The 20979-nt window shown below is 65.9% G+C and carries 20 protein-coding genes and 1 pseudogene; 13 read left to right on the top strand and 8 right to left on the bottom strand.

Annotated features, from left to right (window positions below):
- Positions 1-58: 58 nt before the first annotated feature.
- Together CX676_RS07585 and hemB are read right to left on the bottom strand one after the other, a co-directional pair.
- Positions 59-628, bottom strand: a pseudogene (locus CX676_RS07585) (lipid-binding SYLF domain-containing protein); the annotation flags it as partial.
- A 71-nt stretch (positions 629-699) separates the two neighbouring features.
- Complete coding sequence (gene hemB, locus CX676_RS07580; protein WP_101752083.1) at positions 700-1695, bottom strand: porphobilinogen synthase; 996 nt, start codon at positions 1693-1695, stop codon at positions 700-702.
- Positions 1696-1764: 69 nt separating this feature from the next.
- On the opposite strand from hemB, the gene CX676_RS07575 reads away from it, so the two are divergent.
- The 4 genes from CX676_RS07575 to CX676_RS07560 all read left to right on the top strand — a co-directional run bounded on the left by CX676_RS07575 (position 1765) and on the right by CX676_RS07560 (position 7551).
- On the top strand, positions 1765-2322 hold the full coding sequence (locus CX676_RS07575; RefSeq protein ID WP_198590302.1) for a hypothetical protein: 558 nt from the start codon (positions 1765-1767) through the stop codon (positions 2320-2322).
- A gap of 62 nt (positions 2323-2384) precedes the next feature.
- Positions 2385-5822, top strand: coding sequence for a transcription-repair coupling factor (mfd, locus tag CX676_RS07570; RefSeq protein WP_101752082.1), 3438 nt, complete (start codon positions 2385-2387; stop codon positions 5820-5822).
- Positions 5822-6952, top strand: coding sequence for an aminodeoxychorismate synthase component I (locus CX676_RS07565; protein ID WP_101752081.1), 1131 nt, complete (start codon positions 5822-5824; stop codon positions 6950-6952). Before mfd ends, CX676_RS07565 begins: the two co-directional genes overlap by 1 nt.
- Positions 6913-7551 carry an aminotransferase class IV family protein gene (locus tag CX676_RS07560; protein ID WP_232816609.1) on the top strand — a complete coding sequence of 213 codons (639 nt, stop codon included), beginning with the start codon at positions 6913-6915 and terminating at the stop codon, positions 7549-7551. Before CX676_RS07565 ends, CX676_RS07560 begins: the two co-directional genes overlap by 40 nt.
- Positions 7552-7558: 7 nt before the next feature.
- Here the strand turns inward: CX676_RS07560 and CX676_RS07555 are convergent, their stop codons facing one another.
- The gene (locus CX676_RS07555; protein ID WP_101752080.1) at positions 7559-8326 is read right to left on the bottom strand and encodes a GNAT family N-acetyltransferase; all 768 of its coding nucleotides are present in this window, start codon (positions 8324-8326) and stop codon (positions 7559-7561) included.
- A 150-nt stretch (positions 8327-8476) separates the two neighbouring features.
- A complete protein-coding gene (locus CX676_RS07550; RefSeq protein ID WP_101752079.1) occupies positions 8477-9619 on the bottom strand; it encodes an AI-2E family transporter in 1143 nt (380 codons plus the stop codon).
- A gap of 247 nt (positions 9620-9866) precedes the next feature.
- Here CX676_RS07550 and ndk point away from each other — a divergent pair, with 247 nt between their 5' ends.
- Positions 9867-10289: a nucleoside-diphosphate kinase gene (gene ndk / locus CX676_RS07545; RefSeq protein WP_101752078.1), complete on the top strand. Its 423-nt coding sequence runs from the start codon at positions 9867-9869 to the stop codon at positions 10287-10289.
- A gap of 60 nt (positions 10290-10349) precedes the next feature.
- Here the strand turns inward: ndk and CX676_RS07540 are convergent, their stop codons facing one another.
- On the bottom strand, positions 10350-11537 hold the full coding sequence (locus tag CX676_RS07540) for a cytochrome b/b6 domain-containing protein (protein WP_101752077.1): 1188 nt from the start codon (positions 11535-11537) through the stop codon (positions 10350-10352).
- A 109-nt stretch (positions 11538-11646) separates the two neighbouring features.
- Between CX676_RS07540 and fabD the strand changes: the two genes are divergently transcribed.
- The 4 genes from fabD (at position 11647) to CX676_RS07520 (ending at position 15476) form a co-directional block, all read left to right on the top strand.
- On the top strand, positions 11647-12573 hold the full coding sequence (fabD, locus tag CX676_RS07535) for an ACP S-malonyltransferase (RefSeq protein WP_101752076.1): 927 nt from the start codon (positions 11647-11649) through the stop codon (positions 12571-12573).
- A gap of 58 nt (positions 12574-12631) precedes the next feature.
- Entirely contained in the window at positions 12632-13369 is a 738-nt protein-coding gene (gene fabG / locus CX676_RS07530; RefSeq protein ID WP_101752075.1) for a 3-oxoacyl-ACP reductase FabG, read from the top strand.
- 167 nt (positions 13370-13536) lie between these two features.
- Complete coding sequence (locus tag CX676_RS07525) at positions 13537-13770, top strand: acyl carrier protein (protein WP_101752074.1); 234 nt, start codon at positions 13537-13539, stop codon at positions 13768-13770.
- A gap of 173 nt (positions 13771-13943) precedes the next feature.
- The gene (locus tag CX676_RS07520) at positions 13944-15476 is read left to right on the top strand and encodes a matrixin family metalloprotease (RefSeq protein WP_101752073.1); all 1533 of its coding nucleotides are present in this window, start codon (positions 13944-13946) and stop codon (positions 15474-15476) included.
- A 17-nt stretch (positions 15477-15493) separates the two neighbouring features.
- Here the strand turns inward: CX676_RS07520 and CX676_RS07515 are convergent, their stop codons facing one another.
- Positions 15494-16312, bottom strand: coding sequence for a sulfotransferase family protein (locus tag CX676_RS07515; protein ID WP_101752072.1), 819 nt, complete (start codon positions 16310-16312; stop codon positions 15494-15496).
- A gap of 162 nt (positions 16313-16474) precedes the next feature.
- On the opposite strand from CX676_RS07515, the gene CX676_RS07510 reads away from it, so the two are divergent.
- The 3 genes from CX676_RS07510 (at position 16475) to CX676_RS07500 (ending at position 19277) form a co-directional block, all read left to right on the top strand.
- Positions 16475-18049: a DUF5928 domain-containing protein gene (locus CX676_RS07510; RefSeq protein ID WP_101752071.1), complete on the top strand. Its 1575-nt coding sequence runs from the start codon at positions 16475-16477 to the stop codon at positions 18047-18049.
- A 20-nt stretch (positions 18050-18069) separates the two neighbouring features.
- On the top strand, positions 18070-18450 hold the full coding sequence (locus CX676_RS07505; protein ID WP_101752070.1) for a histidine triad nucleotide-binding protein: 381 nt from the start codon (positions 18070-18072) through the stop codon (positions 18448-18450).
- Between the two features lie 149 nt (positions 18451-18599).
- The gene (locus tag CX676_RS07500) at positions 18600-19277 is read left to right on the top strand and encodes a ZinT family metal-binding protein (protein WP_101752069.1); all 678 of its coding nucleotides are present in this window, start codon (positions 18600-18602) and stop codon (positions 19275-19277) included.
- A gap of 26 nt (positions 19278-19303) precedes the next feature.
- Here the strand turns inward: CX676_RS07500 and CX676_RS07495 are convergent, their stop codons facing one another.
- Positions 19304-19750, bottom strand: a complete 447-nt coding sequence (locus CX676_RS07495; protein WP_101752068.1) for a GFA family protein — start codon at positions 19748-19750, stop codon at positions 19304-19306.
- A gap of 4 nt (positions 19751-19754) precedes the next feature.
- Entirely contained in the window at positions 19755-20705 is a 951-nt protein-coding gene (locus tag CX676_RS07490) for an ABC transporter ATP-binding protein (protein WP_101752067.1), read from the bottom strand.
- 68 nt (positions 20706-20773) lie between these two features.
- Between CX676_RS07490 and CX676_RS07485 the strand changes: the two genes are divergently transcribed.
- On the top strand, positions 20774-20977 hold the full coding sequence (locus CX676_RS07485) for a zinc-finger domain-containing protein (RefSeq protein ID WP_101752066.1): 204 nt from the start codon (positions 20774-20776) through the stop codon (positions 20975-20977).
- Positions 20978-20979: the final 2 nt, after the last annotated feature.

The raw sequence follows: 20979 nt of genomic DNA, 5'->3' as shown, positions 1-20979 counted from the left end.
GCAGCTGCGGCATCTGCATCCCGGGCGTCATCGGTCGCATGCCGACATCCATCGACGAGGGGATGATGCGGGTGTATTTCGTGCCCTCGATGGTCGCGCCCGCCATCAGCCCGCTCTGGCCGAAGATCAGCGCCACGACGGGATGCTGCGCGGTGACCGTATCGGCGCCCATCGCCAGACCGCCGGAAGGCATGGCGTAATAGGCATCGGCCCCCGCCACCCAGCCCGGCGCGGTGCGGAAGGCCGCCAGCGCCTGCGGCGTCTGGAACACCAGCACATGCGCATATTGCTGCGCGCCCGCCTGGAAGCCGATGCTGGCCTGCGTGGCCGAATAGTAATCGACCGTCGCTCCGCCGATGCGCAGCGCGCCCTGACCGTAAGCCCCGCCGATGCCCAGCCCCGCCTCGGTCATCAGCGGCATGTAAAGGACACCCGCCGCGCTTTGCACCATCGCCGCGGTCGAGGGATAGGTGCTGACCATGTATTGATGCGTGGCATCGACCCGTGCATCCAGCCGCGCCGACGCGTTCTCTCCGACCGCGTTGTTGCAACCGGCCAGCGCGAGCGTCGTCAGCGCCCCTGCACCCAGCAGCAATCCACGACGGCTTACCCGATTGATATTGCTCATTGTCGCCTCGTTCATTGGTTGATCGGGCGCTTTACGGCCCGTTACCGGCAAACATATGGCAATTTCGCAGATCAGGCCAGCAATTCAGCCATCTGCGGCGCGAAATAGCTCAGAACCCCGTCGCAACCGGCGCGGCGGAAGGCCAGAAGGCTTTCGGCCATGGCATCGCGCGACAGCCAGCCATTTCGGATGGCGCCCTCGATCATCGCGTATTCACCGCTGACCTGGTAGGCAAAGGTCGGAACGCCGAACTGGTCCTTCACCTCGCGGCAGATATCCAGATAGGGCATCCCGGGCTTCACCATGACCATGTCGGCGCCCTCGGCCAGATCGCGGGCGACGCAGCGCAGCGCCTCTTCACGGTTCGCCGGGTTCACCTGATAGGTTTTCTTGTCGCCGATCAGCCGGCCCGAGGCGCCGACCGCATCGCGGAAGGGGCCATAGAAGGCGCTGGCGAATTTCGCTGCATAGCTGAGGATCGCCACATCCTTGTGGCCCGCCGCCTCCAGCGCCTCGCGGATCGCGCCGATGCGGCCGTCCATCATGTCGCTGGGGCCAAGGATATCCGCCCCCGCCTCGGCCTGCGCCAGCGCCATTTTCACCAGCGCCTCGACGGTCTCGTCGTTCAGGATCACGCCATCGACAACAAAGCCGTCATGGCCGTTGATGTTATAGGGATCGAGCGCGATATCGGTCATCACCGCCAGTTCGGGCGCGACCTCCTTGATCGCCCGGATCGCCTGGTTGCCGATGTTCATCGGGTCCCAGGCCCGCTCGCAGGTGTCGTTCTTCAGGTCGGGATCGGAATGCGGGAAGATGCAGATCGCCGGGATGCCAAGGCTGGCCGCGCGTTCCGCCGCCCGTTTCGCGCCGTCCAGCGTCAAGCGCTCGACCCCCGGCATCGACGGGATCTCGCCCTCGGCACCGGCCACCTCGGTCACGAAAATCGGCCAGATCAGGTTGCCGGCGGTAAAATTCACCTCGGTCACCATGTCCCGCAGCGCAGGGGTGCGGCGCAGCCGGCGCAGGCGCGTGGCCGGGAAGGGGGCGATGATCGGCGTTGCCATGAGGGGGCCTTTCCTTGGGATTGGGCACGTTCTAAGGTCGCGCGCACCTGATCACAAGGATGGCTGAACGTGCCGCAGATCGACGGATTCCTGGACCTGATGGACGCGCGCAGCTTTGGCAGCGTCTGGTTCTGGTTCGTGCTGATCCTGATCTGGGCCGGCAGCGGCCGGGCGGTGCTGGGTGTGCCCTCGGATGTCATCAATCGCGCCCGCCGCGATCCCATGGGCTTGCCCAGCCTCGCGCTGCTGGACTGGCTGACGCTGGCCCTGCCGCGCTGGCAGCTGGACCCGCGCGAGGGCGTGGCCTTTCTGGCGCTCGGCTCTTTCCTCGTCACCTCGCTCGGGGTTCTAGGCTTCGGCTATGGGCTGGAGCTGGCGCAGGCGGTGACACTGCTCTCGGTGCCGCTCTTGCTGCTGTTCCTCATGCGCCTCAGGCTGGCGCGGCGACTGAACCCGGTTCTGGCCGGCGCGCAGGATGGCACTGTCGCCCCGGACGAGGCGGCAGCGCGCGTGCTGAAGATCATCGGCTGGCACCGGCGGTGGGCCTTTCTTCTGTCGATGTCGGCCGTGGCCGTGACCGCGCTCTGGGGGACCTTGTGGCAATTGATGCATCCGAACGGGCTGTGACAGAGTCTATGAGAGGGGCCGCGCAACTTGACTTTGCCGGCCCGTGGTCTACCTGACCGCTCATGCCCGACCAGATCACCCTTTCCGGCGCCCCCGAGGGCCATGACGCTGCCCTGATCGCCCGCGAACTGTCGCGCGGCGCCCCGGTCATCCACATCGCCCGCGACGACCGCCGCATGGCCGCGATGCGCGACGCGCTGGCCTTTCACGCGCCGGATGCCGTGGTGCTGGATTTCCCGGCATGGGACACCACGCCCTATGACCGGGTCTCGCCGCAGGGCTCGGTTCAGGCCGCGCGCATGGCGACGCTGGCGGCGCTGGCGCAGGGCCGGATCAAGGGGCCCTTCGCCCTCCTGACCACTCTGAACGCCGTGCTGCAGCGGCTGCCGGCGCGGGATCTTCTGTCCCATGCCAGCTTCGCGGCGCGGGTGGGCGACCGGGTGGACGAGGGCGCCTTGCGCAATTTCCTCGTCCGCATGGGCTTCGTTCAGGCCCCGACCGTCACCGAGCCGGGTGATTATGCGATCCGCGGCGGCATCATCGACATCTTCCCGCCGGGCGACAGCGGCCCGGTGCGGCTTGATCTCTTCGGCGATGTGCTGGACGGCGCGCGCCGCTTTGACCCGGTCAGCCAGCGCACCACGGAGACGCTGAAGCGGGTCGAGCTTGCCCCCATGTCCGAGGTCATCCTCGACGAGGACGCCATCACCCGCTTCCGCCAGAATTACCGTCAGACCTGGGGCGGCGGCACCAATGATCCGCTGTATGAATCGGTCAGTGCCGGGCGCAAGCAGGCGGGGATGGAGCATTGGCTCCCTTGGTTCCACGAGCGGATGGAGAGCCTCTTCGACTATCTGCCCGGCGCATCGGTGATGCTGGATGACCAGATCGCGCAGGTCGAGGATGCCCGCCGCGCCATGATCGCCGAGCAGTATCAGGCCCGCCGCGACGCGCTGGCTGCCAAGAACCGCAGCGATACCGTCTATCGCCCGGTGCCGCCCGACCTGATGTTCCCGACCCGCGACGAGTGGCAGGGCTGGCTGAAGAACCATCGCACCATCCAGCTGCGCGTTCTGCCCGCCCCGCCGGGGCCGGGCGTGCTTGATGGCGGCGGCCGCATCGGGCGCAACTTCGCCCCCGAGCGTCAGTCAGAAGACGCGAACCTTTTCAAGGCGCTGGCCGATCATGTGAAGGCACTGCAGAAACAGGGCCGGGTGATCATCGCCAGCTTCTCCGAGGGCGCGCGCGAGCGTCTGTCGGGGCTGATCGCGGATGAGGGTGTCACCGGCGCGAAAGCCATCGCCGATCTGCGCGACCTGTCTGACGCGCCCGGCACGCTCGGCCTTGCGGTCTGGCCACTGGAGCAGGGCTATACCGCGCCGGGACTGGCGGTCATCTCGGAACAGGACGTGCTGGGCGACCGGCTGATCCGGGGCGCCAAGAAGCGCCGCCGGGCCGAGGATTTCCTGAAGGACACCACCAGCCTCACGCCGGGCGATCTGGTCGTCCATGTCGAACATGGCATCGGTCGCTATACCGGGCTCGAGACGATCAAGGCCGCCGGCGTGCCGCACGACTGCGTGGCGCTGGAATATGCCGGTGGCGATCGGCTGTTCCTGCCGGTCGAGAATATCGAGCTGCTCAGCCGCTATGGCCACGAGGAGGGCCTGCTCGACAAGCTGGGCGGCGGTGCCTGGCAGGCGCGCAAGGCCCGGCTGAAGGAACGCATCAAGCTGATCGCCGACAAGCTGATGCGCATTGCCGCCGAACGCCTGCTGCGGCCCGCTCCGGTGCTGGAACCCGATCACCATGACTGGGAGGCCTTCGCCGCCCGCTTCCCCTATAGTGAGACCGACGATCAGGCCTCGGCCATCGAGGATGTGGCGAATGACCTCTCGGCCGGTCGGCCGATGGATCGCCTCGTGGTGGGCGATGTGGGATTCGGCAAGACCGAGGTTGCCATGCGCGCGGCCTTCATCGCCGCCTCGCAGGGCGAACAGGTGGCGGTCATCGCGCCGACCACGCTTCTCGCCCGCCAGCATTTCAAGACCTTTGCCGAGCGGTTCCGTGGTACCCCGATCACCGTCCGCCCGCTGTCGCGCTTCGTCTCGGCCCGCGATGCCGCCGAAACCCGCAAGGGTCTGGCGGATGGCAGCGTCGATATCGTCGTCGGCACCCATGCGGTGTTGGCCAAGGCGGTCCGGTTCAAGCGCCTCGGCCTGCTGATCGTCGACGAGGAACAGCATTTCGGCGTCGGCCACAAGGAACGGCTGAAGGAGCTGCGCAGCGATATTCACGTGCTGACCCTGACCGCCACGCCGATCCCGCGCACCTTGCAGATGTCGCTGACCGGGGTGCGGGACCTGTCGATCATCGGCACGCCGCCGGTCGACCGTCTGGCGATCCGCACCTATGTCAGCGAGTTCGACAGCGTCACCATCCGCGAGGCGCTGCTGCGCGAGAAATATCGCGGCGGGCAAAGCTTCTTCGTCGTGCCGCGCATCTCGGACCTGCCGGATGTGGAACATTGGTTGACCGAGAACGTGCCGGAAGTGCGCTATCTGGTGGCCCATGGTCAGATGGCGGCGGGCGATCTGGATGCCCGGATGAACGATTTCTACGATGGCGGCCATGACGTGCTGGTGGCGACCTCGATCGTGGAATCGGGCCTCGACATCCCGACCGCCAACACCATGGTCGTCTGGCGTGCCGACATGTTCGGTCTTGCGCAGCTCTACCAGATCCGCGGCCGGGTCGGGCGCTCCAAGACCCGCGCCTATTGCTACCTGACCACCAAGCCCCGCGCGCCGCTGACCCCGCAGGCGATGCGGCGGCTGAAATTCCTTGGCGCCATCGACAGCCTTGGCGCGGGCTTCAACCTTGCCTCGCAGGACATGGACCTGCGCGGGGCCGGCAACCTTCTGGGCGAGGAGCAGTCGGGTCACATCAAGGAAGTTGGCTTCGAGCTGTATCAGGCGATGCTGGAAGAAACGATCGCCAAGCTGAAATCCGGCGAGATCGAAGGTACGCCCGAGGATGAATGGGCGCCGCAGCTGAACCTTGGCGTGCCGGTGACGATCCCCGAAAGCTATATCCCCGATCTGGACGTTCGCCTCGGCCTCTATCGCCGTCTGGCCGAGCTGACCACCAAGGTCGAGCTCGAGGGCTTCGCCGCCGAACTGATCGACCGCTTCGGGCCGCTGCCGCGCGAGGTTTCGACGCTGATGAACGTGATCCGCATCAAGGCGCGGGCGAAGGTCGCCAATATCTCGCGGCTGGATGCCGGGCCGAAGGGCGCGACGGTGCAGTTCCACGGCGACAAGTTCCCGAACCCCTCCGGTCTGGTCGAGTTCCTGACCGACCAGCGCGGGCAGGCCAAGGTCGAGGGCAACAAGATCGTCATCCGCCGCGACTGGGGCAGTGATGCCGAGCGGATCAAGGGCGCTTACGGCATTGCACGTGATCTGGCGGTCAAGGCCAAGGCCGTGGCGAAGGCGTGATGGACGGGCCGTCGATCCGCTTTGACACCGGGCCGCTGGACGGCGGCACGCTGTTTGCCGATCCCGTTCGCCTGATCCGCGCCGATACGCCCGACGAGGTCGCCGGGGCCTTTGCCGAGATCGAGGCCGCCCGGCGCGAGGGGCTTTGGCTTGCGGGTTATTTCTCCTACGAACTGGGCTATGCCCTGACCCCGCGCCTTGCCTCGCTGATGCCCGAGGGGCGTGACGTGCCGCTGATCCTGATCGGCGCCTTCGACGCCCCGCGACCCGCGCCGCCCTTGCCGGACTCGGCGGGCGCCAGCATTGGCCCGGCGCAGCCGCTCTGGACCCGCGAGACCTACAATCGCGCGATTGCCCGCGTGCATGACTATATCGAGGCGGGGGACAGCTATCAGATCAACCTGACCTTCGCGATGCGGGCCGCGTTCACCGGCAGCCCGGCAGAGGTCTATGCCGCGCTTTCCGCGCGCCAGCCGGTGGGCGAGGGGGCCTTTGTCGATCTGGGCGGCCTGGCGATCCTGTCGCGCAGCCCGGAACTGTTCTTCGCCGTCGATGCGCAGGGCAGGATCGAGACCCGCCCGATGAAGGGCACCGCGCCGCGCGGCGCCACGCCCGAAGCCGATGCAGCGGCGGCGGCGGCTCTGCTGGCCTCGGAAAAGGACCGGGCTGAGAACCTGATGATCGTGGACCTTCTGCGCAATGACATCAGCCGGGTCTGCACCGCCGGTTCGGTCAAGGTGCCGCAGCTGTTCCAGATCGAGACCTATGCCACCGTCCACCAGATGACCTCGACGGTCCAGGGCCAACTGGCCGAGGGTGCGGGACTGACCGAGATCATCGCGGCGCTCTTTCCCTGCGGCTCGATCACCGGCGCGCCGAAGGTCCGGGCGATGGAGATCATCGCGGAACTCGAGGACAGCCCGCGTGGCATCTATTGCGGCGCGATTGGCTGGGCCGATCCGGCCGGCCCGATGCGCTTCAACGTCGCCATCCGTACGCCCGTGGTCGAGGCGCCCGGACGCTTGCGGCTGAACGTCGGCGGCGGCATTGTCTACGACAGCCAAGCCGATGCGGAATGGAGGGAGGCGCTGTGGAAATCATCCTTCGCCGACCTCTCCCCGAGGGGCTGACCATCATCGAGACCATGCGGCAAGAGCCGGATGGATCGATCCCGCTCTGGCCGCTGCACCGCGCCCGCCTGCGCCGCGACTGCGCGGCGGTGGGGTTTCCGCTGGACGAGGCCGAGGCGGAACGGATCGCGCGGGAGCGCCGCCCCGAGGCAGGTGCGCTGCGGGTGCGGCTGACGGTGGATGCCGCGGGGCAGATCGCCACGACCCACGCGCCCCTGCCGCCCAATCCACCGGAATGGCGGGTGGCGCTGTCCGTGGTCCGTCTGGACAGCGCCGATCCCTGGTTGAGGATCAAAAGCTCGCAGCGCCCCGCCTATGATGCGGCACGGGCGGCGCTGCCCGAGGGCGTTGATGAAGCAATCCTGCTCAACGAGCGCGGCGAGTTTTGCGAGGGCACGATTACGAACCTGTTCCTGCGGCAGGACGGGCTGCTGCTAACCCCGCCGCTGACCTGCGGGCTGCTGCCCGGCGTGCTCCGGCAATCGCTGCTGGATCAGGGCGCGGCGCGCGAGGCGGTGCTGCATCCCGCTGACATTCAAGGCGATCTCTTCATGGGCAATGCGCTGCGCGGGCTGATCCCGGCGCGGCTGGCCGGCTGACGCGCGCTCAGGTCGGGTCGGGCAGGCTGGCCGGGCCACCGCGCAGGAAGCGGCGGCGGTTGGCCGAGATGGCGCTGACCTCCAGCCCGGTAAAGACATGCAGCGTGTTCATCTGCGGATCGACCACGGCATGATCGCTGACCCATCCCCCCATCGCCAGATAGCTGCGCAACAGCGGCGGCATCGCTGCCATCGCCTTCTTCGGATCGGGCCGGGCAAAGCGCAGCGCCCGGGCAAAGCGGAAGACCTGCGGCGCCTTGACCCTTGGCAGCCAGCGTTTCGGCGCCAGATGCCGTTCGCGCAGTATGGCGAAGGCATCGCCATAGGCTTCGGGCTCGGTGCCGATGAAGCTGGAACAGCCGAACAGCAGACCCACGCCCTCGGCCTCGACATAATCGGTCAGCATCGCCCAGGCCAGCCGCAGGATATCGGGATCGCTGTGGTCGGGATGGACGCAGAAGCGCCCCAGTTCGACCAGCTTGCCATCGTAATCCGCCAGCGAGGCGAGGTTGTAGTATTGTGCGGAATAGCTGCGGGCGATCTCGGACCCGCCCGACAAGGGCAGGATGCGGAAGCAGCAGACCAGGGTCCCGCTCTGCGCCTCTTCGATCAGCACATGGCGGCAGAGCGCGTCATGGCTGTCGCGGTCCAGCGAATCGTGATCCCCGCCCTCGGCCCGACTGCGCGCGAGAAAGCACTGCCAGCGCAGGTGCTGCGCGCGGCTGAGATCGGCTTCGGTTTCGGCGAAGCGGGTGGAATAGCGGCCTTGACGCATCAACAGTCTCGCCCATGCCCTTCTGCAGTTCGAGCCTATCCTAACCGGTTGCTGTGACGGAATCACAAAACAGCGCAGTCGAGGTTAATCCGGTGCGAAACCGCCGAAACCCGGTGCCGAAGGGCACATCCCGCCTTTCCCGGTTCCCGATCATCCGCCCACCTGTGCCGGAGCCTGTGCCGGGGGCGCGGGCGCATCGCCCAGAATCCCCTCGATATAGACCCGCTTGACCAGCACGATCAGCACCAGCACCAGCGGCGTCGCCAGCAGGATGCCGGCAAAGCCGAACAGCCCGCCGAAGGCGACGATGCCCATGACGCTGAGCACCGGCGGCAGGTCCGAGGCGTATTTCTGGATCAGCGGCATCAGCAGGTTGCCCTCGAGCTGCTGCACCGCGACGAACAGCAGCAGCACATAGACCGCCATGTCGACACCTTGGGTCAACGCGAACAGCACCGCAGGCGCGCCTGACAGGAACGGCCCGACATAGGGGATAATGTTGGTTAGCCCGGCGATCAGCCCCAGCACCATGGCGAGCGGCATCCCCAGCAGCCACAGGCCCAACCCCGTCAGCAGCGCCACCACCGCCATGTCCACCGCCTGTCCCGCCATCCAGCGGCCAAGCGAGATGTCGAGCTCGTCGCTGATCAAGCGCGCCCTCGGGCGATGGGGAATCGGCACCAGCTTCAGCGCGCCATCACGATAGCTTGGGCCATCGAGCGCCAGGAAGATCGCCATGGTCAGCATCAGCACCACGTTGGCAACGCCGCCGAAGACCGTGGTGATGGTGCCGGTCAGGAAGCTGAAGATGCCGGGCAAACCGCTGGCCGCGGTCGTGCCGCTGCCGCCCGAGCTGCCCGAGGGTTCCAGCTGCCGCTCGATGAAGCTGCCGATGTTGCTTTTGTCCAGCCAGTCGCTGACCTGCTGCCAGGCGGCGGGCAGGCCGCGCATCAGCTCGTTGAACTGGGCCGAGATCGCCGGGCCGATGCTGCGCATCAGCAAGAACGCGACCAGCACCAGCAGCGCCATGGTCAGCACCACGCCCAGCTTGACGCCGATCCCGGTCCAGCGATTGAGCAGCTTCGCCCCGCCCCTGAGTGCGATGGCGACGAGGATGGCGGCGAAGGTCAGAAGGATCAGCCCCTTCCAGACCCAGAGCGCGGCCAGAAGGATCGCGAGCGCGAAGACGGTCAGGATGGTCGCGACCGGCACCGCCCGTCTTGGCGCCAGCGGTCCCTGTGCGAGCGCATCCGTGTGGTCCTTGTTCTCGGCTGTCGGTGTCGTCTCGGGCATCGGTCGGCGGCTCCGGCGTGGGGGGCAGCCTCCGCGAGGGTGCCGATCCGTGGTGTTTCATCGCCCGCATCTTGGCAGACGGGGCGGGAATGTCAGCGGCGATCTTCCCGCGTCGGTGGAAAAGGCAGGTTGGCGCCGGTCCGTCACCTGCGAGCAATGCTTGCCCCTTGGCCGCAAGCCTGTTAACCGGTCGCGGATTTTTCCCGGGTGCGGCGCAGATGCCGGCCCCCCTGACAGGACGAAAACCATGGCGATCGAACGCACGCTTTCCATCATCAAGCCCGACGCGACCCGTCGCAACCTGACCGGCAAGATCAATGCCAAGTTCGAGGATGCCGGCCTGCGCATCGTCGCGCAGAAGCGCATCCACCTGTCGCCCGCCCAGGCCGGCCAGTTCTACGTCGTCCACAAGGACCGCCCCTTCTATGGCGAGCTGGTCGAGTTCATGGCCTCCGAGCCGGTCGTCGTGCAGGTTCTGGAAGGCGAGAACGCCATTGCCAAGAACCGCGAAGTGATGGGCGCCACCAACCCGGCCCAGGCCGATGCCGGCACCATCCGCAAGGACTTCGCCCTCTCGGTCGGCGAGAATTCGGTCCACGGTTCGGACGCCCCGGAAACCGCCAAGGAAGAGATCGCCTTCTTCTTCAGCGGCCTGGAACTGGTCGGCTGATCTGACTGCTGATTGATTGAGGGAAAGGGGGCCGGAATGGCCCCCTTTTTCATGCCGCGCCTACTGTCGCTTCGCCGTCAGCGCCACGTCGACCGTCACCCCGAACCCCACCGTCCCCTCATCCGCATAGCCCGCGCCGATGCCGAAATCGCGGCGATCCAGAACGGTCTGGCCGGTCATCGTCGCCGTGTCGCCGGTGATCGTCAGGGTGAAGGGCAGGGTGAGCGGAACCTCGGCGCCGGCCAGTTGCAGCGTCCCTCGGGCGACGTGGTCGGCGCCTTCGGGCAGGATATCGGCTTCGAAAATGGCGCGGGGATGGGCCTCGGCCATGAGGAAGCCGGGGCCGAGCGCGGTCTTGGTGATGGCGCCGAGCGACAGCGAGTCGAGCCGGATCGAAACCTCGACATGGCCGGTGCGGCTCGGCTCGTCATAGGCGATGGCGGCGGTCCAGGCGGCGAAGGTCCCGCTGACCGGGCTCGCCCCCTGCAGGACCGAGAGCCGCAGCGTGCCCTCCTCGACCTGCCATTCGGCGGCGCTTACGGGGGCGGGCGCGGTCGGCATCGGGGCTGTCGCCTCGGGCACGCGGGTCAACGCGAAGGTAAAGGCCGCGCTCCAGATCGCCAGCGCCAGCAGCGGCGCGACGAAGCCGGGCAGGCGGGGACCGACGGGCGGCTCGGGCAGGTCGCCGCGCCCGGTCATCCGCGCCAGCGTGGCATCGCGGTCGATCAGCCGGTGCTTTGCAACTCCTGCCATATGCAGGGCGATCAGCAGGGCGAGCAATATCCATCCGGTCCGGTGCATCGCGGAAAAGGCGGCGCTGACCGTCTGGTCCACCGGCAGCCCGGGCAGGCGCTGGCCAAAGGGCCAGAGGATGCGGGCGAAATCCCCCGGCGCGCTGGCATGGCGCAAAAGGCCCGAGAGCGGCATCAGGATCATCCCGCCATACATCGCCCAGTGGACGGTCGCAGCGAGCAGCGTCTCGGCCCGGCGTTCAGGGTGCAGCGGCGCGGGGCGCGGCTGGGTCAGGCTCCAGCCAAGCCGCAGCAGCGCCAGCGCCAGCAGGGTGACGCCGAGGGTCTTGTGGATCGAGAAGACCCCGAAAAGCCGCGCAATATCGCCGTCCGATGCTGCCGGCAGGCTGGTGGCATAGAGCCCGAGCCCGATGGCGGCCAGGATCAGCACCGCCATCAGCCAGTGAAAGCCTCGGGCAACGCGGCCATAGCCGCGCGAGGTGTTCCGGATGCCCATTGCAAGCTCCTGTTTTCCACGGCTTCCGGACCTAGCCCAACCCGCCTGTGGTTGCGAGTGGGCAAAAGCCCCGCTATCGGTAACAAGACCAAGAGAGTGAGGTGAGACCATGCGTGCATTCGTCTTCCCGGGCCAGGGCGCCCAGACCGTCGGCATGGGCCGCGAACTGGCCGAGGCCTATCCGGCGGCCCGGGATGTCTTTGACGAGGTGGACGAGGCCCTGGGCGAGAAGCTGTCCGAGCTGATCTGGACCGGCGATATCGACACCCTGACGCTGACGCAGAACGCGCAGCCGGCGCTGATGGCGACCTCGATGGCGGCCTTCCGGGCGCTGGAATCCGAGGGCATCAATATCCAGGACGCGAATTTCGTCGCCGGCCATTCGCTGGGGGAATACTCGGCGCTCTGTGCGGCCGGTGCGCTGACGCTGGCGGATACCGCGCGGCTTCTGCGCCTGCGCGGTCTGGCCATGCAGGAGGCGGTGCCGGTGGGTGTGGGGGCGATGGCCGCGATCCTCGGCCTCGATTTCGAGGCGGTCGAGGCGATCGCCCGCGACGCGGCCGAGGACGAGGTCTGCCAGGCCGCCAATGACAATGACCCGGCCCAGGTGGTCATCTCGGGGCACAAGGCGGCGGTGGAACGTGCGGCGGTAATCGCCAAGGAACGCGGTGCCAAGCGGGCGCTGATGCTGCCGGTCTCGGCCCCCTTCCATTCGGTGCTGATGCAGCCGGCGGCGGCGGCCATGGCCGATGCGCTGGCGGGGGTGGATATCCAGCCCCCGGCGGTGCCGGTCATCGCCAATGTCCGCGCCGAGGCGGTGATCGAGCCGGGTGCGATCCGGCGGCTGCTGGTCGAGCAGGTGACCGGCGCGGTGCGCTGGCGGGAATCGGTCGCCAACATGGCCGAGGCCGGCGTGACCGAGTTCTGGGAGATCGGCGCCGGCAAAGCGCTGTCGGGGATGATCAAGCGCATCGCCAAGGATGTGACCGTGCGCAATATCGGCCTGCCCGATGACGTGCGGGCGGTGAAGGGCTGAGAACGGGCCGGGGGCGCTGCCCCCGGGCCCCCGGGATATTTGGACCAGGTGAAAGCAGATGTTTGACTTGACGGGAAAGAACGCGCTGGTGACCGGCGCATCGGGCGGCATTGGCGGGGCGGTGGCCGAGGCGCTGCACGCGGCGGGCGCCACCGTGGCGCTGTCGGGTACGCGCGAGGAGCCGTTGCGCGAGCTGGCCGAGAAGCTGGGCAGCCGCGCCCATGTGGTGCCGGCGAACCTCTCGGATGCCGAGGCGGTGGTGGCGCTGCCCAAGGCCGCGGCCGAGGCGATGGGTTCGGTCGACATCCTGGTGAACAACGCGGGCATCACCCGCGACAACCTCTTCATGCGCATGTCCGACGAGGAATGGGCGCAGGTGATCGAGGTGAACCTGACCAGCGTCTTCCGGCTCAGCCGCGCCGTGCTACGCGGGATGATGAAGGCGCGCTGGGGCCGCATCGTCAACATCACCTCGGTCGTGGGGGCCACCGGCAATCCCGGGCAGGGCAATTACGCCGCCGCCAAGGCCGGTCTGGTCGGCATGTCGAAATCGCTGGCCTACGAGGTGGCGAGCCGCGGCATCACCGTGAACTGCGTCGCCCCTGGCTTCATCGAGACGGCGATGACCGACAAGCTGAACGAGCAGCAGAAGTCTGCGATCCTGACCCAGATCCCTGCCGGGCGCATGGGCGGGCCGGGCGATATCGGCGCGGCGGTGTTGTATCTCAGCAGCGCCGAGGCCGGATATGTGACCGGCGCGACACTGCATGTGAACGGCGGCATGGCGATGATCTGAACGCCGCCGGGGCGTTCACGAAAAGGCGACGAAAGCGGGTTGCAAGACGCATATCCGGTGCTATATCCCGGCCATAAGGCCGAAGGGGAACCGCCCTCGGCTGTCAATACGCCCTGCAATCAGGGGCGGGACCTTTGGGCGGATGCCCACGAAAGTGAGGAAGTGACATGAGCGATATCGCTGATCGCGTGAAGAAGATCGTTGTCGAGCATCTCGGCGTCGACGAGGACAAGGTCGTCGAGTCGGCCTCGTTCATCGACGATCTGGGCGCCGACAGCCTCGACACCGTCGAGCTGGTGATGGCCTTCGAGGAAGAGTTCGGCATCGAGATCCCCGATGACGCCGCCGAGACCATCCAGACCTTCGGCGACGCGGTCACCTTCATCAAGGGCGCCGTCTGAGTTTCGGACAGGCCTGAAGGCATTAAGCAGATGTGGCGCTTTCCCTTGTCGGAAAGCGCCATTTTTCTTATCCAGATGACATGTCCCGATTGAAACGCCATCGCCCTTCGCCCCTGTTGGCTCGCCAATTGCCGGGAAATCCGAGCGGCAATGAGACGAGGTAAGCTGTCACCATGGCCTATGTGAGCAACTACACCGCCCTGACCACCGGGGTGTGGCGCTGGAACAAGGCCGAGAAGGTCGGCACGCCGACGGTCGTGACCTACAGCTTTCTCGAACGCGGGGAACTGCCCAGTTTCGCTGAAAGCCCGCCCGCACAGACCGATGCCGGCAATCAGTATGTCCCCATGACCACGGCGCAGCGCGCGGCCATCCGCAGCGCCATGGCGCAATTCGAGGCGAAGTCGGGCCTGCGCTTTGTCGAGGTGAACGATCCGGCCGATGCCTCGATCAAGCTGCATGGCAACCGCTCGCCCGACCTGACCTCATGGGCCTACCTGCCGCCGACACCGACCGTCAGCGGCGATATCCACACCGGCGATGTCTTCGTCACCATCACCTATGATCCGAACCAATCCTGGACGATGAGTAGCTCGCGCGGCAGTTCGATCTATACCGTCATGATGCACGAGATCGGCCATGCGATCGGGCTGGAGCACCCGCATGAGGGGCGACGGCTGGCGCCCTCGATGGACAACCACGATTACACCGTCATGTCCTATGACTGGAGCTGGTCGGGCGACAGCACCGGGCGGTCGCGCGATACGTTGGGGCCGCTGGACCTGCAGGCGATCCGCTATCTCTATGGCGACAGCGCGGGCTATACCGCCGTCTGGCGCACCGCCGGGCAGTTCCTCGACATCGATGGCGGGGCCGGCAATGACAGCATCGTGACCGGCCGCGCGCCGAGCCTGATGAACGGGGGCACGGGCCATGACCGGCTGATCGGCGCGCAGTTCAACGACACGCTGAAGGGCGCAAGCGGCAATGACCGGCTGGACGGCGGCGGCGGGCAGGATCAGCTGGTCGGGCATCTTGGCGTCGACTCCCTGCGGGGCGGTGGTGGCGATGACGTACTGTTTGGGGTCGAGGGGAATGACCGGCTGTGGGGCGATGCCGGGAATGACAGGCTGAGCGGCGGCGCCGACAATGATACTCTGGAAGGAGGCGACGGCGATGACCAGCTTACGGGATCTGCCGGGGTGGATATTCTGTTTGGTCGCGCCGGCAATGACCGACTGAGCGGCGGAACTGGCACTGATACATTGGCAGGCGGTCTGGGAAACGATCAGGTTAATGGCAACGAGGGCGATGACCGCCTTTTGGGCGAGGGCGGGCGGGACAGCCTGTTCGGCGGCGATGGCCGGGATCGGCTAGATGGTGGGAAAGACAACGACCGGCTGATTGGCGGAGCCGGCAACGACCGGTTGGTTGGCGGAGCCGGTAATGACCGGCTGAATGGCGGGGCCGGGGCGGATGTCTTTGCCTTTGCCGGGCGGTTTGCCTCTGACGTAATCGAGGACTGGGAAGACGGCACCGATCAGATCTCGCTTCAGGGCTATGTGGAGTTTGACGATTTCGCCGATGTCGCGGCGGTTGCGCGCCAGCAGGGCGATCTTGTGTCGATCTCGCTCAGCGCCAGCGAGATCATCCTGATATCTGATACCCTTCTGTCCGAACTGGACCGCAGCGACTTTGTTTTCTGAAGTCCGGCCCGGACGGTTCAGCGCCCCAGCTTGGCGTGAACCTCGTCCAGGTCGACCTCGCCAAGCGGCATCTTGTTGTCCGGGTCGTCGAAATCATAGCGGAACAGCCGGAAATCTCTGCTGTACATTTCCCAGACCAGGTGCCGCGACAGGTCGTCGAAATAGTCGCTGACCTTGTGGGCGCGTTTCGGCCCGTGGCCCTCGGATTCGTTGAAGCGCGGCACGTCCTTCACATCGACCTTGACCGGGGTCTCGCTGGCATCCAGCACCTTCTGCATGCCCTCGTCGAATTTCTCGGTGAAGAAGATCTGGTCGTAATGCCCGCCATTGGTGATCAGCGTCGAGATATGGCCCGACATCGAGGACCAGTGGATGTCCGGCTCCATCGGCCGGCGCCAGCGGGCGGTGTCGCGGGCAAACAGCAGGAAGCGGCGGAAGGACTTGATCTGGTCGAAGTCGAACCCGTCCTCGGGGCTGCCGACCTCGATGCCATAGGTCTGGATCAGTTGCGGCACCAGCTTGCCGCGATAGCGTTTACCATTGCGCTGGATGCCGGCGATCTTGTCGAAGAACGAGGACAGGATGCGGGCATAGGGGTTGCGCACGCAGGTAAAGCTGACCCCGCGACCCTCGCGCACGGAGGTCTCGATCGGCTGCTGGCTGTGATCCTGCGCCCATTTGTGCAACCCATCGGTCGAGTCATGGATGTCGCCGTCGAAATAGCGGCCGTGATCGGAATAGAACATGATCTGGCCGATGGACGAGCAGGCGCATTTCGGGACGACCCGATAGACCATGCTTTCGCTTTCCGTCATCCAGACGCCGGGGAAACCCATGTCAGACCTCTTGTCCTTCGCTGCCGGCTCCTAGGGCATATTGCCTCGGGCTTCTTGCCCTGCCGGTCAAACTCGTTAGAGACAGAAAGCAAATCGGTGCGATGTTTTCAACGCCAGACGACAAGGTCTGCTTAATAGATTACAGGAACAGACGCCAAGACCATGGCCCGGATCGCCTTCATCCTGCTGACCCATAAAGAGCCCGAGGCCATCATCCAGCAGGCCACGCGGCTGACGGCGACCGGGGATTACGTCGCGATCCATTTCGACGGCCGCTCGGACCCGGGCGATTTCGCCCGCATCACCGAGGCGCTGGCCGGTAATCCCGGCGTCACCTTCGCGCGCCGGCGCTACAAATGCGGCTGGGGCGAATGGTCGCTGGTGGCCGCAACGCTGTCGGCGCTGCGGGCGGCCAGCGAAGATTTTCCGCTGGCCACGCATTTCTACATGCTCTCGGGCGATTGCATGCCGATCAAGTCGGCCGAGGAGGCGCATGAATTCCTCGATGCCGAGGATTGCGACTATATCGAGGCGGTCGATTTCTTCGATGGCGGCTGGATCAAGACCGGCATCAAGGACGAGCGGCTGACCCGCTATCACCTGTTCAACGAGCGCAGGAACAAGCGGCTGTTCTATGCCAGCCTCGATTTGCAGCGCCGGCTGGGGATCGAACGCAAGGTGCCGGATGACATCCGCATGATGATCGGCTCGCAATGGTGGTGCCTGCGCCGCCAGACGGTCGAGAAACTGCTGAAACTCTGCGACAAGCGACCCGAGATCATCCGCTTCTTCGCCCGGACCTGGATTCCCGACGAGACCTTCTTCCAGACGCTGGTGCCCCATGTCGTGCCGCGTGACGAGATCCGCTCGCGCACGCCGACTTTCCTGATGTTCACCGATTACGGAATGCCGGTGACCTTCTACAACGACCATTACGATCTGCTGGTCTCGCAGGACTACCTGTTCGCCCGCAAGATCAGCCCGGAGGCGCAGGAGCTGAAGGCCAAGCTGGGGGTGCTGTGGCAGGCCGAGGGCACGCGCTTTGCCATCTCGAACGAGGGGCCGGGCCTGTTCCGCTTTCTCGCCGGGCGGGGGCGCGTCGGTCGCCGCTTCGCCCCGCGCTTCTGGGAAGGGGATGCCGGACTGGGGCGAAAGCACTCGCTGCGGATCGTCGTGGCGAAGAAATGGCACGTGGCCAAGCGCCTGACCGCCGCCATCCGTGAACAGACCGACATCGCGGCGGTCGATTACCTCTTCAACGAGGAAGCGGCGAACCTGCCCGATCTGGGGGGCACCGAGAATACCCTCGCCAAGCGGCACCGCCACCGCCGCGCGCTGCTGCGACTTCTGTTCGAGCAGTTCGACAGCCGGCAATTGGTGATCTGCCTTGACCCCTCGGCGCTGGAGCTGATCAGCGATTTCAGCGGCGATCGCGCGAATATCCGTATCCTGCTGATCGATACACAGTTCGACGACGCCTATGTGCGCGGCCATATCGGCCGGGTCGGGCTGGCCGGCAAGAACACCTCGCCCGAGCTGATCGAACGCATCCTGCCGACCGTCCGCGCCGATCTGGAAGAAGAGACCGAGCGGCTGAGGGACATGAGCTATGCCGATTTCCATGTCATCTCGGCGGTTCAGGATGACGAGTTGAACACCGATGCGATGATGGCTTTTCTGGATGTGCCGCCGCAGGTCGCGCATGATCTGGTTTCGACGCCGAAGCTTTTTGACTGACCGCAGGAAAGGAACGCCCCATGGCCCCCGCCTATGACGACCAGAACATCTTCGCCCGCATCCTGAGGGGCGAGATCCCGAACCAGACCGTGGCCGAGAACGAGCATGCCTTGGCCTTCCGCGACATCGCGCCCAAGGCGCCGGTGCATGTGCTGGTCATTCCCAAGGGCAAATATGTCAGCTTCGACGATTTCTCGGCCAAGGCCTCGCCCGAGGAAATCACCGGCTTCATGCGGCTCTGCGCCGAGGTGGCACAGCTTGAGGGCGTGACGCTGGACGGCGGCAATGGTTACCGCGCGATCACCAATGCCGGCGCCGATGGCGTGCAGGAGGTGCCGCATTTCCACCTGCATATCATGGGCGGGCGGATGATGGGGCCGATGGTGACCACGCGCGGCTGATCTGTCGCAGGGCAGGGGTGGCGATGCCGCCCCTTGCCTGACCTCACGTCAGGCAGATCGATTGCAGCCCTTCGTGGTTTCGTCTAGACCATAAATGTTATGTTATCACGTAACATTAAATGATTCAAAACAACGAAAGGTCAAGGGACATGAAACCCCACTTCCTCCGCCCGATCAGCCTTCTTGCAACCCTCGCCATGCTGGGAATGGCCAGCTCCGCCGCGGCGACCGAGAGCACCGCCGAGGCGCAGTCGCACGACCATCACGGCCACAGCCATGCCGACGAGGCCGCCGAGCAGATCCACAAGGGCTATTTCAAGGACGACCAGATCGCCGCGCGCGAGTTGTCAGACTGGCAGGGCGACTGGCAGTCGGTCTATCCGTTGCTGAAGGCCGGAAGCCTCGATCCGGTCATGGCGCACAAGGCGGCGCATGGCGACAAAAGCGCCGAGGAGTATCGCAGCTATTACGAGACCGGCTACGGCACGGATGTTGATCGCATCACCATCGACGGTGACCGCGTCACATTTCATCGCGCATCGGGCAAGTTCGAAGGCCGCTATGCCAGCGACGGGCACGAGATCCTGACCTATGAAAAGGGCAATCGCGGCGTTCGCTTCATCTTCGAGAAGCAGGAGGGCGATGCCGCTGCGCCGCGCTTCATCCAGTTCAGCGATCACCGCATCGCACCCGAAAAGGCCGATCACTATCACCTCTACTGGGGCGATGACCGGGCCGAGGTGCTGGCCGAGCTGACCAACTGGCCGACCTATTATCCGGCCGCGCTGAGCGCCGACCAGATCGTCGCCGAAATGACCGCGCATTGACCGCACGGGCGGGGCGCGCCGATCGGTCAGCCCCGCCCGGACTGCTGGGCAAATTCCGCCATCAGCGCGGGAAACTCGGCCTCGGGCGGAAACTGTGTATAGGCATGGGTGGCGCCGATGCTGACCCAGGGCAGCTTTTCCTCGAGCCAGCATTCGATGAAGGGTTTCTCGGCTGCGCCGCCCTGGATCATGGTGCTGCGGATATTGACCAGCGGGCCGAGGAAGTCGGCGCGGGTGAAGACCCAGCTGAGGCAGAAGGCGCAGCAGTGATGCTGCAACTCGCCCTGCATCCCGCCCATCACCGTTTCGCCCTCGATGGTCACGACGTCCTGATGATAGAGGCTCGACAGCGAGAAGGCGCTGGCGGTCATCCTCTGGCAGCCGCTGCAATGGCAGGCCATGGTCAGCATCGGCGCACCGGTTACGCTGATCCTGACCTTGCCACAGCGGCAGCTTCCGGTGTGAACGGTCATGACATCACCCCCGTGTCAGATCGACAAAGACATCTTCCAGATCCGGCGCCTCGATCACCACGTCGATGATCGGCACCCCGGCACCGCGCAGTGCGTCGATCAACTGGTCGGCCCGGATCCGCGAGGGCGGATAGCTGATCGCCAGCCGTCCGTCTTCCCGCCATTCCGACCGCGCGCCTTGGGGCAGGGCTGGCACCGCCACGCGCCCGCCCGCATCGATCACCAGCGTCTTGCCATCCATGCGCCCCAGCAGCGCCTCGGTGCGGTCTCGGATGATCAGGCTGCCATGGTTGATGATGGCGATCTCGTCGCACATCTGCTCGGCCTCTTCGAGATAATGCGTGGTCAGGATGATGGTCATGCCCGCCTCGTTCAGCTTGCGCACATTGGCCCAGAGCATCTCGCGCAGCCCGATATCCACCCCCGCCGTCGGCTCGTCCAGCACCAGCACATGCGGCCGGTGGACCAGCGCCTTGGCCAGCAGCAGCCGCCGCTTCATCCCGCCCGAGAGGTTGCGGGTATAGCTTTCGGCCTGATCGGTCAGGCCGACCAGTTCCAGCAACTCGTCGGTCCAGCGTTCGGATTTCGGCACACCGTACAGCCCCGCCTGCACCTCGAGGCTGGCGCGCGGGGTAAAGAACGGGTCGATGTTCAACTCTTGCGGCATGACGCCGATGGCGGCGCGCGACTGGCGCGGGTTCACGTCCTGATCGAAACCCCAGATCACCACCTGTCCGGCGGTCTTGTTCACCAGCCCGGCGAGGATGTTGATCGTCGTCGACTTGCCGGCCCCGTTCGGCCCCAGAAGCCCGAAGATGCTGCCCGCGGGAATCGCCAGGTCCAGCCCCTTCAGCGCCTCTTTCGGCGCCTGACGCCCGCTTGCCGCATAGGTCTTGCGCAGCCCGGTGATTTCGATGGCATTGCGCGCCCTGTTCTGGCCCGATCCGTCTGGCATCGTCCTCTGTCTCTCGCTAATATCGGCACCAACTAACCCCTAATCCGGGCAAAGCTCAAGGAACCGACATGACCGCATCGCAAGGCCAGGACGCACCCGAGACCGTAACCGTCACCCGCTGGAAGGTCGCCTGCGATGGCGACGAGGATCTGGTCGGCCTCGGCCATCCCCGCGTCTGGCTGGCGATCCCGCGCGATACCGGCTGGGTCGAATGCGGCTATTGCGACAAGCGTTTCGTCATCGACCGCGAGCACGCGCACGACGACCACTGAGC

It is taken from the genome of Paracoccus zhejiangensis, from assembly GCF_002847445.1.
Classification (GTDB): Bacteria; Pseudomonadota; Alphaproteobacteria; order Rhodobacterales; family Rhodobacteraceae; genus Paracoccus; species Paracoccus zhejiangensis.
Note: the sequence above shows the minus strand (reverse complement) of the source record. Positions and strands in the feature narration are given on the sequence as shown.

Bases quoted from the DNA above. Each gene is read 5' to 3' on its own strand.
- hemB (WP_101752083.1), bottom strand. From the start codon at position 1,695: ATGGCAACGCCGATCATCGCCCCCTTCCCGGCCACGCGCCTGCGCCGG.
- CX676_RS07550 (WP_101752079.1), bottom strand. From the start codon at position 9,619: ATGCCCGAGACGACACCGACAGCCGAGAACAAGGACCACACGGATGCG.
- CX676_RS07520 (WP_101752073.1), top strand. From the start codon at position 13,944: ATGGCCTATGTGAGCAACTACACCGCCCTGACCACCGGGGTGTGGCGC.
- fabG (WP_101752075.1), top strand. From the start codon at position 12,632: ATGTTTGACTTGACGGGAAAGAACGCGCTGGTGACCGGCGCATCGGGC.
- CX676_RS07565 (WP_101752081.1), top strand. From the start codon at position 5,822: ATGGACGGGCCGTCGATCCGCTTTGACACCGGGCCGCTGGACGGCGGC.
- CX676_RS07525 (WP_101752074.1), top strand. From the start codon at position 13,537: ATGAGCGATATCGCTGATCGCGTGAAGAAGATCGTTGTCGAGCATCTC.
- CX676_RS07510 (WP_101752071.1), top strand. From the start codon at position 16,475: ATGGCCCGGATCGCCTTCATCCTGCTGACCCATAAAGAGCCCGAGGCC.
- CX676_RS07505 (WP_101752070.1), top strand. From the start codon at position 18,070: ATGGCCCCCGCCTATGACGACCAGAACATCTTCGCCCGCATCCTGAGG.
- ndk (WP_101752078.1), top strand. From the start codon at position 9,867: ATGGCGATCGAACGCACGCTTTCCATCATCAAGCCCGACGCGACCCGT.
- CX676_RS07495 (WP_101752068.1), bottom strand. From the start codon at position 19,750: ATGACCGTTCACACCGGAAGCTGCCGCTGTGGCAAGGTCAGGATCAGC.
- CX676_RS07485 (WP_101752066.1), top strand. From the start codon at position 20,774: ATGACCGCATCGCAAGGCCAGGACGCACCCGAGACCGTAACCGTCACC.
- mfd (WP_101752082.1), top strand. From the start codon at position 2,385: ATGCCCGACCAGATCACCCTTTCCGGCGCCCCCGAGGGCCATGACGCT.
- CX676_RS07500 (WP_101752069.1), top strand. From the start codon at position 18,600: ATGAAACCCCACTTCCTCCGCCCGATCAGCCTTCTTGCAACCCTCGCC.
- CX676_RS07555 (WP_101752080.1), bottom strand. From the start codon at position 8,326: ATGCGTCAAGGCCGCTATTCCACCCGCTTCGCCGAAACCGAAGCCGAT.
- CX676_RS07515 (WP_101752072.1), bottom strand. From the start codon at position 16,312: ATGGGTTTCCCCGGCGTCTGGATGACGGAAAGCGAAAGCATGGTCTAT.
- CX676_RS07490 (WP_101752067.1), bottom strand. From the start codon at position 20,705: ATGCCAGACGGATCGGGCCAGAACAGGGCGCGCAATGCCATCGAAATC.
- fabD (WP_101752076.1), top strand. From the start codon at position 11,647: ATGCGTGCATTCGTCTTCCCGGGCCAGGGCGCCCAGACCGTCGGCATG.
- CX676_RS07540 (WP_101752077.1), bottom strand. From the start codon at position 11,537: ATGGGCATCCGGAACACCTCGCGCGGCTATGGCCGCGTTGCCCGAGGC.